Genomic DNA, 14,729 nt, shown 5'->3' with positions numbered 1-14,729 from the left:
CGGCTGTCTAATTTGCCTTTTTAATAAAAAACAGATGCCATTATAAGGCACCCGTTTATTTCACAGCAAACGTTAATTCAGCTTCACAAGCAATTTCGTCATCAACCTTTGCAATTCCTTTTGCTTTTCCGATCGGACCCCGCTGTACAATAATTTCCACTTCCAGTTTTAGTTGATCTCCGGGGCGTACTTGTCTTTTAAAACGGCATTTATCAATGCCAGCAAAAAGAGGGAGCTTCCCTTTATATTCTTCTTTCTTCATCATGGCAACTCCGCCTACTTGTGCCAGTGCTTCAACGATCAAAACGCCTGGCATAACCGGATAATCCGGATAATGTCCGTTAAAAAACGGTTCGTTAATTGTGACATTTTTGATGCCGACCGCCCGCTTGCCTTCCTCTAATTCAACAACTCGATCCACTAGCAAAAACGGATATCGATGTGGTATGATCTCTTTTATTTGCTGAATATCCAACATGAAGATGCCTCCTTAAGGATTAAAACGATAGTCTGTTTCCGCAGCTTTTTATGGCTCTAATGAACGATTTATGCCCCATTTTTTCGTCTCCCGATCTCCGGCATCTGAGCAATGCATCAGCTCGTTTCTTAGAACCAGTCTTGCAGAAGATCTTAACAAGAAGGAAAATTCCCCCAGCCTTTCATCAAGTATATTAGAATTACGCGTCCTTTTCAACAAGATCTATGATGTGCTGCCATGTAGACGGTTTAAGTGCATCTAATGGACGTCCGTCCCCCAACACTCCATATCCGATCATCGCACCGATTGCCATGCTGATGACCATTCCAAAAACAAGTAAAATGAGACGAAGCCAAATTGGAATAAGCCGGACTCGTGTGCGCGTTTTTCTCTTGACTCCGTCCTCTTTTTTCGCTTTTTTCCGTTCTTCCCTTGTTAAAATATCAACTTTTTCCTGAGCAGCCATCATAAAAACTCCCTTAAAAAAAATAACAAGTTTTAAAAAGCTGATACAGCAGCTTCTTTTAAGGTCAAAGATCAAAAAGACCTATTTCTATATTCACGCTAACACCCGTTTAAGGCTAGAGGTAAAACTTGTTAAATTGCATTTTGCCGATTTTCAACTGTTCAACACAATTGCAGAAATCGCCCTATTACCTCACCGTGTTGATTAGTCCAAGCATTTGATCGCCGATCGTGATTGACCGAGCATTTAGTTGGTAGGAGCGTTGTGCGATCATTAAGTCTGTAATTTCTTGAGTCAGGTCGACATTTGAGCTTTCCAGAGCCCCTTGCCGCATGCCGATTTCCGTCCGCAAATCCCCTTCCAAATTCGTCAGCACATCTGTGATGGGCACGTTTCCTAATTGCTGTAAGCCGTATATATTATTGCCGAGTGAAATCATCATGCTCGGACGATCTACTCTGACAACTCCAAGATTAACCGTTTGCGGTAGTTCTCCTTCATTCCGTGACGCTGCTGTAAGCGTCCCGTTTGCAGAAATGACAATATCTCGAATATCTCCGTCCAAGTAAATCGGGTTTTGATTTTCATCAAGCACTCGGTAGCCGTCTTTCGTCACAAGCATAAGGCGGTTCGTACCATCGTTTGCAGGAGATAAATAAAGAGCACCGTCTCTTGTATACCGGACCTCGCCGTCTACTTCCACTTGTAAAAACTGATCCTTGTGTAAAAGCGCAACATCTAACTCTCTGCCTGTCGTTTTAATAGCGCCTTGATGAAAGACAAGCTGTTTATCCAGTCTGGCGCCGACGCCAAGACGAAGGCCGTAATCAGTCAATCTGCCTGTTTCTTTTTGAAGATCCGGCTGATTGTTCAGCTCTTGTCTCATCAATTCGTGAAAGGTTGTGCTCGTTTTTTTATAACCGTTTGTATCGATATTCGCTAAGTTATGACCGATTGCATCCAATTGCTGCTGTAACTGATTCATCGTATTAGTCGCTGTAATCATTGAGCGGAGCATTTACAACACCTCTTTGTCAGCCGATGCGGCCGATTTCATTGACTGCTTTGTCCATACTTCTGTCATATGCTTGCAGCACCTTCTGATTTGCTTCAAAAGAACGATAGGCTGTCAGCATATCCGTATAAGCCCTTGCAACATCAACGTTGGAACGTTCAATATATCCTTGGCGCAGCACATATTGCACATTGCCGTTTCCAATTGCACTTGGCAGCTCTGTTCCGTCAGCCGTTCGAAACAAGCCGTTCCCTTCATTGACAAGATTGCGGACATCATCTTCAAACCGAATGTCGATCGTTTGACCTGTGTATTGTCCGTTTTCCAGAACTTCTCCTTCAGGCGTAATAGTAAAATCGTTTCCTTCAATAATAATCGGCGTTCCGGCTACAGACAGGACAGGGTTTCCTGCCATTGTCAGGCGGCCTTGCTCATCAATCGTAAAGTGGCCGTTTCTCGTATATTTCACTTCACCATTTCCCGCTTCAACAGCAAAAAAGAGAGTGCCTTTTAAATTCGTTTCTTCATGAATTGGAACCGCTTCTTCCACTAAAGCTACATCAGTCGGCAAATCAGTTGCACGGATATCCCCTTGGGTAAATAGTGGAATCAATTCTTGCATATAAACGCCTGTATTGACAGATCCAACTTCCGAAATATTTGTCACACCGTTTTTTGTTTCAATTCTTGACAAAAGCATTTCCGGAAAAGCCCGTATTGCAGCCCGGTCAGATTTATATCCCGGCGTGTTAGCGTTGGCTATATTGTTTGAAAGCATTTCCGCATGGCGCTGCTGTGTGAGCATTCCTGCTGCAGCTGTATAGAATCCTCGAAGCATGATTTTTCACCCCATCCAACAAATCCGACATGTTCTCCTAATTTTATATTATAAAGGACTTTTCGATGATTCTCATTACAATTTTTTTATTATCTTATAGGTAAAAGATCACAATTTTCTGATAGGTCTTTTATCTTCCGTCTCCTTTCCAAACTGTTCATAAAGAAAAATATCATTTGGATGTTGGGAGCTGAATGGGTATGTAAAAGCAGGATTGGTCTTTCAGATTTGAAAGTAAAAAAATCGGCGTAAAAGCCGATTTCTAAAAAACTTATTGCTACGATTTTGTTATATAAACTTTCTTTTTGGCAGTTTGTCCATGTTTTCAAGCATGATTCCTGTTCCGACAGCAACGCAGTGTAGCGGATCATCCGCTATGGTAACCGGAACCTTCAGCTCTTCAGACAAGAGCAGATCAAGCCCATGCAGGAGTGCTCCGCCGCCTGTTAAAATAACACCGCGGTCAATGATGTCTGCAGACAGCTCAGGAGGTGTGCGCTCCAACACATTTTTAGCTGCTTGAATAATGGCTTCGACAGGTTCTTTTAATGCTTGCTCGATTTCTTTCGACCTAATAGTGATCGTCCGAGGCAGTCCTGTGACCATATCACGACCCCGAATATCGATTTCTTCGTCGCGTGCACCTGGAAATACTGTTGCCGCTTTCACTTTAATATCTTCTGCAGTTCGTTCACCGATCAGAAGCTTATACTCCCGTTTAATATAATTTAAAATTTCAAGATCAAATTTGTCTCCAGCCACTTTCAAGGACGAGGCGGTAACGATATCACCCATGGATAGTACAGCTATGTCCGTCGTCCCGCCGCCAATATCCACCACCATGTTTCCACTCGGCTGGAAAATCTCCATCCCAGCGCCAATTGCAGCTACTTTTGGTTCTTCCTCTAAAAAGACTTGCTTGCCGCCGCATTTTTCAGCTGCCTCTCGGATCGCTTTCCGCTCCACTGAAGTAATGTTTGTCGGGCAGCAAACTAAAATCCGCGGCTTTGATATAATGCCTTTGACATTTAACTTATTCAAAAAATGTTTGAGCATTGTTTCTGTAATATCAAAATCTGCGATGACACCATCCTTCAGCGGGCGTATGGCAACAATATTGCCAGGTGTACGGCCAACCATACGTCTCGCTTCCTCGCCAACCGCTAACACCTTTCCGTTGTTGCGGTCAAGTGCCACAACAGAAGGCTCATTTAACACAATGCCTCTGCCCTTTACATGAATCAGCACATTTGCTGTTCCTAGGTCGATTCCTACATCTTTTGAAAACATATTACTATGATCCTCCCTTGCCAATCATCATCTCTCCAACTAATATCCTAATTTCTTATTGTATCATATAATTGCATAAAAAGTATGATTTTGTAAAAAAAGACAAGATTTTCGGAGAGTTTTGTCGGTTGGCGTCGAGAATCATCATCGTTTTATCGGTTCTTTTTGCTGTTCTTCTTTTTTATATTTTAATTTTGTTGCTTCTCCGCCACGAAGATGGCGAATCGATTTATGATAATCTAGTATTTTCTTTACTTCGTTTGCTAAATCAGGATTTATCTCCGGCAGCCTTTCCGTTAAATCTTTATGGACGGTACTCTTGGAAACGCCAAACTCTTTCGCGATTACACGAACAGTTTTTTTCGTCTCCACGATATACTTTCCAATCTTGATTGTGCGTTCTTTGATGTAATCGTGCACACCACTCGACCTCCCTAATGTGGATGTGAGAAGTGTGAAATGAGATTCGCATGCACAGTGTATACAGCTATATACATGATGTAGAATCTAAAGTTGCCATTTTTGCTGTATTGATCATCTATCTCCACGATCCCTCACCTCAAACACTCTCTTGTTAGGTTTGTAACATTTTATTAGCTTGGGTGAAGATATATTCTTGAAAAGTCAAGAAGGACAAGGGATTTATGAAAATTTATTTTCCACTTAAAGTCGAGGGCATGTTTCGACACTTTTCATTGATTAGTTTTTCGACGATATATGCCAATCATTTTCCGGGAAATATGTATAATTCCAGTGAAAAAAAGAAAACATCTGCTCCTTTTTGGAACAGATGTCGAGAAATGGAGAATGGTTTGATTCTTATGACAAAACAGAAAAACATTTTTGATGAGCTCTTCGGCAATGTGGACAAGTTCTCTCTTGCTTTTTTATGTTCCTAAAATATTTGACTTGTTCAGGCTTTTATTAGCGCAGATACCGAAATTGTTCAGACCTTATCGGGTCTATTTAATAAAATTTCGTTCAATGATCATATATGTTCACTTTCCAAACTTTCGTTTATTCATCATATATGCCAGCTCCGACTGATATTTGGCGCATGATGCGCATCTGCTCAAAATAAAGCTTTTGAGCCTCTTGAACGGAAACCGGCTGAAAGCGAATCTTTGCCCCTGGCACCGCTTGAGCAACGTACATCAAATCCACTGTAATGACTGTTCCGATTCTCGTATATCCGCCCGTTGTTTGCCGATCAGCCATTAAAATGATCGGCTGTCCGTCAGCAGGTATTTGAATTCCGCCAAGGGGAGCAGCTTCCGACAAAATGTCGGCAGGCTTTCTATGAGAAATTTTCGGCCCTTTCAGCCGATAGCCCATTCTGTCCGATTGCGGTGTGACTTCATATACAGAAGAAAAGAAAGTATCGATTCCTTCTTTTGTAAACGCCTCTTCATGTGGACCCGGGACAATGCGAATGGTCATGTGCTTTTCGTATTTCGGGATAAGGGAAGGGGATAACATTCGGCCAATCGTGCTTGTTTTTACAGCATCCGAACCCATGATTACATCCCCTTTTTGAAGGGCTCTTCCATTTAATCCTCCTATTCCCGCTTTTAAGTACGTTGATTTGCTCCCCATGACCTTAGGGACGTTAATTCCGCCTGCGATTGCGATATAGGCTCTCGCTCCGCTTTTTAAACCGGTAAAAGAAAGTTGATCTCCCTTTTTCAGCAGCACGCTTTTCCATAACGGAGCGTCTTTCCCATTGATTTTTGCCGCTAGATCGCCTCCGCATATCGCAATCACAATATCACGGACGGCCCTTAAGGAAGGACCTGCGATTGTTGCTTCCAGCACCGCTTCATCTTTTCGGTTGCCGACTAAAAGATTTGCGATTTGCATGGAAAACGAATCCATAGCGCCGGCAACAACAACTCCGTATTGCTGATAGCCCGTTCTTCCTAAATCTTGAACAGTCGTTAACAAACCAGGCTTTTCAACTAACAATATTTCTTTCATCTTTTTTCGCTCCCGGATTGACAATACGAATATTTTCTTCTTCCAGTCTGCTTTTTAAAGCTTCAGCGAATGCTAATGCCTTCGGACCGTCGCCATGGATGCAGATTGTATCAGCTTGAATGGGGATGTCTTGCCCGTTTATTGCCGCTACTTTTCCCTCCTTCACCATACGGAGAACTCTTTCTACCGCTTCCTCTGGATCGTGTATGATTGCATTTTTTTCTGATCTTGAAGTTAATGTTCCGTCAGGCTGATACGTTCTGTCGGCAAAGACTTCATGCGCGACCGTAAGCCCGATCTTTTCCCCCGCACGGCAAAGGACGCCTCCTGAGAGTCCATATAGGATAAGCGACTCGTCAACATCTTTTACTGCTTGAGCAATCGCCTCCGCTAACGCCTTGTCTTTTTCAGCCATATTGTATAGAGCACCGTGGGGCTTCACATGGTTCAGCTTCATCCCTTTTGATGCCGCCACAGCCTGCAAAGCTCCAATTTGATAAACGACCATATTGTAGACTTCCTCAGGAGATACTTTCAATTCCCTTCGTCCGAATCCGGCTAAATCGTTCAACCCTGGATGAGCGCCTATCGCCACATCAAACTTTTTCGCAAGCTCTACAGTCCGCATCATGACATTATGGTCGCCGGCATGAAATCCACAAGCAATGTTGGCTGAAGAAATACAGCGAAGCAGTTCTTCATCATTGCCAATTTTAAAATGGCCGAAGCTTTCCCCTAAATCGCTGTTTAAGTCAACAGATATCATGTTTCTGCCGCCTCCTTTTTATATTTGACCACTTTATATGAACCCTTTAGCACCTGCTGTTCAATTTTTTCATATTCTCTTTCCGTAATGGGGACAAATCGGATGTAATCGCCGGCTTTTAGCAATATTGGATCTTGTTTCTGCGGATCATACAATTTGACAGGCGTTCTCCCGATGATTTGCCAGCCTCCCGGTGTTTCCAAAGGATAAATCCCTGTTTGCTCCCCGGCAATTCCGATTGAACCGGCAGGAATTCTAGATCTGGGTGTCTTTTTCCTCGGCGCCGCAATTCTTTTGTCCATTCCGCCTAAATATGGAAACCCTGGAACAAACCCAATCATATAAATCAAATAATCGGAGGATGAATGAATCTTCACTACTTCTTCTTCCGACAATCCATTCGTTTCAGCAACAAACTGAATATCTGGCCCTGCCTCCTTGCCATATAATGTCGGAATTTCAATGACTATTGGATCCGGCACTGGCATGCTTTCTATCTTTTCTCCAATTTTTAAAAGCTTTTGAGAAAGTTCATCGTACGAAATAATATTTGGTCGATAAAAAACAGCAAGGGTGGTGTAAGCAGGAACCCATTCGACTATTCCTTCAATGCAGCTTTGTTCCAGCCAATATACATATTGACGGATTTGTTGATAAATTGCTTCGGAAATCTCCGTACCGAATTGAATGATGATTCCTGTATCACCAAGCGGTTGAATCGAAAATTCCACCGTTTTCCACCCTCCTTTTGAAAAAGTGCTTTTACGCAGCAAAACACTTACTTTTGCTGCTTCTGCGTAAAGCTTGTCAATCCGGCCAAAACGGCTGCTGCGGATGTTTTTTTCAGCACTGGTGGATTGCTGCTGTTAAGCAAGTTTTCCAGTCCACATAAACCGTTAATCGAAGCGTTCGTATCAAAAAGAAATCGGCATAAAATGCCCCTATCACTCAATGGAAGCAAACATTTATTTAATACTCTGGTACGCAATTAAAATATACATACTCGCAGATGGCAGATCTGATTGAATTTCTTTCGCTGCACAAACTGCCAGAAAACAGGATCGCCCATAATCATGCAGCGAACACTTTTCCGCAGGAAAACTCAACATCAGTCTATAGATTCAAACAAATTTAAACAGTCGAACAATCATGTTCTAAAAAAGGATTGCAGTTTGGCTAAAAAGACGCTTTTTTCTCAACTGGCGAATGAAAAAGAAGCTAAAATACTATATTGCGAGCGGAGACACTGTTAATACGTTCAATCGGCTACACGTTTCCCCACTATCACTAAATCTCGCTCAACACCGTCCAGTACCGCCACACGGGGAAAGTGCCCCCAATCTCGGAATCCATTTTTGTAAAACAGCTTTAAGCTCGGGATGTTGTGCTTGAAAATAAAGCCAAGCAAATTTTTTATTTGGAGGCTTGGAGCCTTTTCTATAGCGGTCTTCAAGGCAAAATCGCCGATTTGTTTTCCCCGGTACTGTTCATCAATGTAAATGCTAATTTCCGCAGTTCCGTTATAAGCAGGCCTTCCATAAAAGGATTGAAAGCTGAGCCAGCCAGCTACGTTTCCATCCTGTTCGATCATCCACAACGGTCTCGTTTTTGGATTGTGCTCATGAAACCACTGTATGCGGTCTTCCACTGAAATAGGTTCAGTATCAGCTGTCACCATCCGGCTTGGGATCGTTGAATTGTAGATCGAGACGATTTTAGGCAAGTCATGTATCGTTGCATCTCGAAAGAGAATATTTTCCACGTGCTTCTTCCTTTCTCTTGCTTAGATTGATTCTATTATATATGGAATAAAGTGAATTTTCGATCGCTTCACATTATGTTTTTAAAAAATGCTTCGGCAAGCCTGCTTTCTCGCTTGCACCTTACCGTACGTTGTTTCTTGTACCGTTTATGAAAAATTTTTCGGTCTGTTCTTTATGAAGAATTCAGCAGCCTATGCTCATTTAATTTTTACCAGATATGATTTAGACAAAAAAAAACCTACTCGTTTGAGTAGGATTGTATTAGTTAAGGTTTAGTTGTAGAATTATCAGATTTTTCTTGTTCTGAATTTTCCTTTGACTGAGATTGTTCTTCATCAGGCTGAGTTTCATCTGATGGGGCTGTTTCGTCTGAAGTAGCTTCCTCTCCATCTTTATTTTCTTCTTTTTGTGCTGCCCCGTCAGAAGGCTCTTCAACAGATTTTTCAGTTAAACTTGTTAACGGCTCGTCCATGTAGTTTAATGGATTGTAGGCTTTACCGTCTTTGCGGATTTCAAAGTGAACATGGACGCCAGCGTCTTTATTGAATTGGTTTTTCCCAGCTTGTCCGATAATTTCTCCTTGTTTAACTTTGTCGCCGGCCTGTACTTTCGTATCGGCAAGCGATTGGTAAATGGTTTTTACACCGTTTTCATGTTCAATTTCTACGACATATCCTAAAAGAGAATCTTTTTCAGCTTTTGCAACCGTTCCGCTTAAAGATGCAGTGACTTCAAATGCTTTTCCATCATTTGATGCGATATCGATACCTTGGTTTGGATGGTATGTGTTATTATGGAAGACAAGTGCCGTTTCTTGTTCTTTTTCTGAAGCATTAAAGTCATAAAAGTTTGTTACTACCTTCACAGCATCAGGATCGATGGCCGGCATTTTGAAGTTTTCGACGGATTGATTTACTTCCACCGATTGATCTTCATTATAGGAAACGTCTGTACCATCGTCCGTTGATAAATCGTTTGCATCATTGTTGCGGATTGCTTGATACCATAAAACGGCTGTTAAAATAACGGCTGCACTGACTAAATAAATAGCAGGAAAAACCCATTTTTTTCTGAAAAACTGTTGGAACTTCGAGCCTTGAGAAGTACGTTTCTTTTCTTCCTCTCTCATTGTTCATCACCTCAGCAACCATTGTGAACAAGTTTGAGAGAATCTATACATCAAAATAAAATTTTTTCTTTTATTTTTTGCTATTTGTTTTTTTCTATGCATATTGTTGAAAAATATTTGAAGGAGTTTGGATCATGAAGAAGTTTGCGGTATATGTAATCAGTATTTTACCGATTATGTATATGGCGGTCATTTGGATCTTGTCGAGCTATCCAGCTGACACTTTCGTCAAAACGCCGTTTTCGTTCGACCATTTTTTGAAAGAGTCGCTTCATCTCATTGAGTTCGGAATTCTTTATTGGCTTTTCATTTTCGCCTTCGCTGTCCATGAAAAGCTTATAGAAAAATTAAGTTTCGCCTCAGCGATGATCGCTGTTTTTTACGGGCTGTGTGATGAAATTCATCAATATTTCGTTCCCTCAAGATCTGCGACAATCATTGATCTTATTAAGGATACAATCGGTGTTTTCGCATCCTACTATATCGTCAAAATCTTTTATTTCCAAAAAGACGAATCGAAGCTGAAAACGTTTTTTTGCAAATTAGCAGCATTAAAAACATACTAACATTAGTAGTACAGACCTAGGCCAAGGTTTGTGCTACTATTTTTTTATAGTAGAAGTGAAGGAAGGTCGAACATCCCCTGGGACCAAATAGAGTCCGTATTAAAAACAGACCAACTTCACATCCTTATTTGAATCAGTTTAGTATGTTGGGTCCGAAGAGACCGTGTATAAGAAAATGGAATCAATAAGGCAATGTGAAGAACTTCTATGTTTGGCTAAAAAGGAGAGGCAGAAAATATGAAACACGTAGTGGCATTTGATGTCAGTATGGGGAAAAGTACAATGGTCATTTATGACCGTTATCGTCAATGCGAATATGAGGGTGAAATAACCCATAACCGCTACTCTTTCGAGAAATTAAACGAAACCCTTATATCTTTAACACAAAAAGATGCACAGGCACCTGATATTGTCTTTGAAGCAACAGGCGTATATTCAAAACCACTAGAACGATTCTTAGGTGATCAAGGTTATATGTATTATCGAGTTAACCCACTCGAAGCGAATATTCAAATGGCTTCAATGAGGAGACAAAAAACAGATAAAAGCGACGCTCATGAACTTGCGAAAACTCACTTTAGAGTTGAACGTGAACAAACTTATCAAGAAGGGGAATATTATAAACAAATGCGTGCAATGACGAGATATTATGATGAATTAAGTAGTGAAATGACGCATTTATATAGTCGTTTACATGCGATTCTACAATTGAGTTTTCCCGAGTTAGAAAAGCTATTCAGTAAACGTTCTGCTTTATTTTTGAATGTCGTTCAATTATACCCTCATCCGGATCATGTGTTAGTTTGTTCAAAAACAGTGATTCGTAATCGTTTAAAAGCCAACACAAGAAAAAACTTATCATTGGCACGTGCTGAAGAAAAAGGGATCGCTTTAATCGAAGCAGCAAAAGAAGCGTATCCAGCAATTTCAAAAGATGATATTCGCTGTGAACAAGTGCGGGATTATGCCAAACGGATTGCAGACTTGAAGGAGAAAAGAGATCAACTTGTCCAAAAGATGGTTAAATTATCGAAAGATAAACAAGAGTATCAGATTTTAATTTCATTTCCAGGAATCGGAGAAACGACTGCAGTTCGTTTAATTGGAGAATTAGGAGATATTCGACGATTCAAAAACCATAAACAACTGAATGCTTACGTCGGTATTGATATTATGAGATATCAATCTGGGAATACCTTTTATAAAGACAAGATTAATAAAAGAGGAAATAACAAACTTAGAAAGATTCTATTTTACATGATCCAGACCATGATCCAACTACGGAAAAACACACAAAATCATATTGTAGATTATTATGATAAATTAAAAACGCAACCCCAGAGGAAACCTCATAAAGTTGCGTCCATAGCATGCGTGAATAAGTTCTTGAAATCGGCTTATCACCTTATCACACATAATCTGAAATACGATTACGAAAAGGCAACAATGCATCAGTAATCGTAAGTAAGATTATATCACAAAGACCTGACGAAAAAAATGGAAATCGTGAGGTCTATTTGTCATGCGAAAATTTATTTTGGAAGGAAGGGGTCCCCCTTCCTTCCAAAATAAAATCTATATTAACCAAATTATTTAATAAAAAATACTTGACTAGAGGTAAGAAAGAGGGGGTGTCTAATAAGTCGTTTTTACGGCTTATTGGCGCCCCCATTAATGTTTTAGAAACGTTGATATATCGGTGTTTATGATTTTTTGTTTTCAATGGGGATTTGACTTTCTGGACAGCCCCTCTAAAAAAGAATTTATCGAGTCGATCAATATTTCATTTAGTTCGAAATGAAGTTGGCAGCTTAATGGCACTATCAGCGGTTCCCCTAAAGAAACAAATGTGAGAAAACCGATTACCGATTTTCTCACAAAACGCACCGATTTTTTATTTTTTCGCCATATATTTTGATAAAAACGGGTTGGCTTGTGAAATTTCAATTCCCTGGTAGTAATGTGAGACAATCTCTTTATAATTTTTCCCTTCCTGCGCCATAAAATTGGCACCGTACTGACTCATGCCGACTCCGTGTCCGTATCCTTTTGTCGTAACAATAATTTGGTCGCCTTTCAATGTCCACGAAAAATCCGTTGACCTTAGACCTAGCTTTTCTCTTATTTCCCTTCCAGTAAACTTTTTCCCGTTAATTTCGACTAGAGCGACCCTGTGTCCTGGCGTCCTTTCGATAATTTTTCCAATTGAATTGCCTTTCCCTATTTTAATCCCTAATTTTTGTTCAAACTCTTGAACGGTGAATACCTCCCTAGCGAGAAATTTTTCCGATTTCTCATCCCAAGGGCTTTCCACGCCTTTTTAAATAAGGAAGGGCGTTCGGCCAAATGGCCTCCGAATTTTCCGTATATCCATTGCTCGTTGAAAAAAAAGAAGCATCAATCGGCTTGTCGTCATACGTTAAAATTTGGCCTCTTGTTTCGGCAACAGCTTCTTTAATCTTTTTTATTTTCCAATCAAAATCTTTTTTCCAAATTCTCCTTAATTCTTCTTCATTTTTATAAACTTGATGGAGCTCAGTATCCGTGACTACCGCTCCTTCGGGAGAGCCGACATTTTGGCCCGTAAACAGCTCTTTCACGATGTACGTTCTAGCAGCTAAAGCTTGAGCCTTTAACGCTTCTTTTTCAAATTCTGCGGGCATCTCGGCGGCGACAACACCGACCACATATTCTTCAAGCGGAACTTCATCAATTTTTTTTTCTTGGGAACGATAAATTGGTACAGAAACTTTTGATTCCTTTTGTAGCACATCCGTTGTTTCCTTCTCGGCTAGTTCCTCGCCAAGCGTAGCTTTCGTCTTTTCGGCAAACGGGGCTACCAGCAAACTTGGCACCATCAAAATAATGAAAAATATTGCTGCAAAAAAAAGAAAGAACGGTTTCACTCGTTTCATATTACAGCCCCCATTTCTTTTATCGCTGACTTTAGTAAAGTTTATGGGGAAGGACAACCTTTTATGACTGAAATCGGAGATGCTGTTTGCAGGGGGAGTTTTATGTATAAAACGAAAAAATATGAAAAAAATAAGCGGGTAATACGAAAAAGAAGCTAGCATCTCCCTAAAAGAGGCTAGCTTCTTTTGTGAAATTATACATTTAAATTCGTTGCAACGGCTTGTTGTTCAATTGCCGGGATGTCTGCTTCATCATTGACGCGTTCAATATCTGCGCCAAGCTCTTTTAACTTCTCATGAAAACGGACGTAGCCGCGATCTAAATGCTTCAGCTCCGTAACCCGTGTATACCCTTCTGCAGCAAGCCCAGCTAAAATTAATGCAGCTGCCGCTCTTAAATCGGTTGCCGTTACTTCTGCACCTTGAAGCTTTACAGGACCGTTGATGATACAAGAGCGGCCTTCGATTTTAATATCTCCGTTCATACGACGAAATTCTTCTACATGCATAAAGCGGTTTTCAAATACCGTTTCGGTAATTACGCTAGTTCCGTTTGCCTGAAGCAGCAGGGCCATCATCTGAGACTGCATGTCAGTAGGAAAACCTGGATGAGGCATTGTTTTAATATCCACTGCCTTCAATGTTTCCGGACCAATGACACGAATGCCTTCTTCTTCCTCGATAATGGTTACGCCCATTTCTTCCATTTTCGCAATTAATGATGTCAAATGCTCCGGAACTGCTCCTTTTACAAGAACATTCCCTTTCGTAATGGCAGCAGCAACCATAAATGTTCCTGCTTCAATACGATCTGGAATAATTAAATGCTTTGCACCGTGCAAGGAATCTACACCTTCAATTCTGATAGTACCAGTGCCTGCGCCGCGGACATTTCCGCCCATTTTGTTTATAAAATTCGCAAGGTCGACAATTTCAGGTTCCTTTGCACAGTTTTCGATTACAGTTGTTCCTTCTGCAAGTGCGGCTGCCATCATAATGTTTTCTGTTGCGCCGACACTTGGGAAATCCAAATAAATTTTGGCTCCGCGAAGTCTGCCATTCACTTCTGCGTCAATAAAGCCGTTGCCGACTTTTATCGTTGCACCCATCGCTTCGAAGCCTTTCAAGTGCTGATCAATCGGACGGGATCCGATGGCACATCCTCCCGGCAAAGCAACACGTGCACGGCCTTTGCGGGCAAGAAGAGGTCCCATAACAAGCACAGATGCACGCATTTTTCTAACATATTCAAATGACGCTTCCGTTAAAAGCTCTCCGCATGCATCGACAACTACTTGATTACCATCAAAACGAACCTCTGCTCCGAGATAGCGGAGAACTTCGTTTATCGTGTAAACATCGGAGAGCTTAGGAACATCACAAATTTCACTCTTTCCTTCACTAGCTAATAAAGATGCAGCGATGACAGGTAAAACGGCATTTTTAGCTCCTTCGATCTTTACTGTACCGTTTAACTTTCGACCGCCGCGGACGATGATTTTTTCCAAGGTATTCCCCTCCGCGTC

The 14,729-nt window shown here is 41.1% G+C and carries 15 protein-coding genes and 1 pseudogene; 2 read left to right on the top strand and 14 right to left on the bottom strand.

Annotated elements, in window-relative coordinates; genetic code table 11:
- Positions 1 to 55: 55 nt before the first annotated feature.
- The 12 genes from fabZ to ACVIJU_RS03045 all read right to left on the bottom strand — a co-directional run bounded on the left by fabZ (position 56) and on the right by ACVIJU_RS03045 (position 9,722).
- Positions 56 to 478, bottom strand: a complete 423-nt coding sequence (gene fabZ / locus ACVIJU_RS03100; RefSeq protein ID WP_063388994.1) for a 3-hydroxyacyl-ACP dehydratase FabZ — start codon at positions 476 to 478, stop codon at positions 56 to 58.
- 199 nt (positions 479 to 677) lie between these two features.
- A complete protein-coding gene (locus ACVIJU_RS03095) occupies positions 678 to 944 on the bottom strand; it encodes a DNA-directed RNA polymerase subunit beta (RefSeq protein WP_066248025.1) in 267 nt (88 codons plus the stop codon).
- 187 nt (positions 945 to 1,131) lie between these two features.
- Positions 1,132 to 1,962: a flagellar hook-basal body protein gene (locus ACVIJU_RS03090; RefSeq protein ID WP_063388996.1), complete on the bottom strand. Its 831-nt coding sequence runs from the start codon at positions 1,960 to 1,962 to the stop codon at positions 1,132 to 1,134.
- A gap of 16 nt (positions 1,963 to 1,978) precedes the next feature.
- Entirely contained in the window at positions 1,979 to 2,797 is an 819-nt protein-coding gene (locus ACVIJU_RS03085; RefSeq protein ID WP_456687225.1) for a flagellar hook-basal body protein, read from the bottom strand.
- A gap of 288 nt (positions 2,798 to 3,085) precedes the next feature.
- Positions 3,086 to 4,087, bottom strand: a complete 1,002-nt coding sequence (mreB, locus tag ACVIJU_RS03080) for a rod shape-determining protein MreB (RefSeq protein WP_456687224.1) — start codon at positions 4,085 to 4,087, stop codon at positions 3,086 to 3,088.
- Positions 4,088 to 4,231: 144 nt separating this feature from the next.
- On the bottom strand, positions 4,232 to 4,507 hold the full coding sequence (spoIIID, locus tag ACVIJU_RS03075) for a sporulation transcriptional regulator SpoIIID (protein ID WP_063388999.1): 276 nt from the start codon (positions 4,505 to 4,507) through the stop codon (positions 4,232 to 4,234).
- Between the two features lie 597 nt (positions 4,508 to 5,104).
- Positions 5,105 to 6,064 carry a 5-oxoprolinase subunit C family protein gene (locus ACVIJU_RS03070; protein WP_063389001.1) on the bottom strand — a complete coding sequence of 320 codons (960 nt, stop codon included), beginning with the start codon at positions 6,062 to 6,064 and terminating at the stop codon, positions 5,105 to 5,107.
- A complete protein-coding gene (locus ACVIJU_RS03065) occupies positions 6,042 to 6,830 on the bottom strand; it encodes a LamB/YcsF family protein (RefSeq protein ID WP_456687223.1) in 789 nt (262 codons plus the stop codon). The genes ACVIJU_RS03070 and ACVIJU_RS03065 overlap by 23 nt, the downstream gene beginning before the upstream one ends.
- Positions 6,827 to 7,561 (bottom strand): 5-oxoprolinase subunit PxpB, encoded by a 735-nt coding sequence (gene pxpB, locus ACVIJU_RS03060; protein WP_117017303.1) that lies wholly within the window; start codon positions 7,559 to 7,561, stop codon positions 6,827 to 6,829. The genes ACVIJU_RS03065 and pxpB overlap by 4 nt, the downstream gene beginning before the upstream one ends.
- A gap of 47 nt (positions 7,562 to 7,608) precedes the next feature.
- The gene (locus ACVIJU_RS03055; protein WP_161939830.1) at positions 7,609 to 7,782 is read right to left on the bottom strand and encodes a hypothetical protein; all 174 of its coding nucleotides are present in this window, start codon (positions 7,780 to 7,782) and stop codon (positions 7,609 to 7,611) included.
- A 306-nt stretch (positions 7,783 to 8,088) separates the two neighbouring features.
- The gene (locus ACVIJU_RS03050) at positions 8,089 to 8,592 is read right to left on the bottom strand and encodes a GNAT family N-acetyltransferase (RefSeq protein ID WP_063389004.1); all 504 of its coding nucleotides are present in this window, start codon (positions 8,590 to 8,592) and stop codon (positions 8,089 to 8,091) included.
- A gap of 266 nt (positions 8,593 to 8,858) precedes the next feature.
- Positions 8,859 to 9,722, bottom strand: coding sequence for a M23 family metallopeptidase (locus tag ACVIJU_RS03045; RefSeq protein WP_063389005.1), 864 nt, complete (start codon positions 9,720 to 9,722; stop codon positions 8,859 to 8,861).
- Between the two features lie 134 nt (positions 9,723 to 9,856).
- Between ACVIJU_RS03045 and ACVIJU_RS03040 the strand changes: the two genes are divergently transcribed.
- Positions 9,857 to 10,288 (top strand): VanZ family protein, encoded by a 432-nt coding sequence (locus tag ACVIJU_RS03040; protein WP_456687222.1) that lies wholly within the window; start codon positions 9,857 to 9,859, stop codon positions 10,286 to 10,288.
- Positions 10,289 to 10,525: 237 nt separating this feature from the next.
- On the top strand, positions 10,526 to 11,746 hold the full coding sequence (locus ACVIJU_RS03035; protein WP_063388609.1) for an IS110 family RNA-guided transposase: 1,221 nt from the start codon (positions 10,526 to 10,528) through the stop codon (positions 11,744 to 11,746).
- 436 nt (positions 11,747 to 12,182) lie between these two features.
- On the opposite strand, the pseudogene spoIID reads toward ACVIJU_RS03035, so the two are convergent.
- Positions 12,183 to 13,194, bottom strand: a pseudogene (gene spoIID, locus ACVIJU_RS03030) (stage II sporulation protein D).
- A 203-nt stretch (positions 13,195 to 13,397) separates the two neighbouring features.
- Complete coding sequence (gene murA / locus ACVIJU_RS03025; RefSeq protein WP_311066654.1) at positions 13,398 to 14,711, bottom strand: UDP-N-acetylglucosamine 1-carboxyvinyltransferase; 1,314 nt, start codon at positions 14,709 to 14,711, stop codon at positions 13,398 to 13,400.
- Positions 14,712 to 14,729: the final 18 nt, after the last annotated feature.

It is taken from the genome of Aeribacillus sp. SP014 (genome assembly GCF_054055575.1).
Note: the sequence above shows the minus strand (reverse complement) of the source record. Positions and strands in the feature narration are given on the sequence as shown.

Coding starts and splice junctions, on each gene's coding strand:
- ACVIJU_RS03095 (WP_066248025.1), bottom strand. CDS start 944: ATGGCTGCTCAGGAAAAAGTTGATATTTTAACAAGGGAAGAACGGAAA.
- ACVIJU_RS03040 (WP_456687222.1), top strand. CDS start 9,857: ATGAAGAAGTTTGCGGTATATGTAATCAGTATTTTACCGATTATGTAT.
- ACVIJU_RS03085 (WP_456687225.1), bottom strand. CDS start 2,797: ATGCTTCGAGGATTCTATACAGCTGCAGCAGGAATGCTCACACAGCAG.
- ACVIJU_RS03070 (WP_063389001.1), bottom strand. CDS start 6,064: ATGAAAGAAATATTGTTAGTTGAAAAGCCTGGTTTGTTAACGACTGTT.
- mreB (WP_456687224.1), bottom strand. CDS start 4,087: ATGTTTTCAAAAGATGTAGGAATCGACCTAGGAACAGCAAATGTGCTG.
- fabZ (WP_063388994.1), bottom strand. CDS start 478: ATGTTGGATATTCAGCAAATAAAAGAGATCATACCACATCGATATCCG.
- ACVIJU_RS03065 (WP_456687223.1), bottom strand. CDS start 6,830: ATGATATCTGTTGACTTAAACAGCGATTTAGGGGAAAGCTTCGGCCAT.
- ACVIJU_RS03045 (WP_063389005.1), bottom strand. CDS start 9,722: ATGAGAGAGGAAGAAAAGAAACGTACTTCTCAAGGCTCGAAGTTCCAA.
- ACVIJU_RS03090 (WP_063388996.1), bottom strand. CDS start 1,962: ATGCTCCGCTCAATGATTACAGCGACTAATACGATGAATCAGTTACAG.
- ACVIJU_RS03035 (WP_063388609.1), top strand. CDS start 10,526: ATGAAACACGTAGTGGCATTTGATGTCAGTATGGGGAAAAGTACAATG.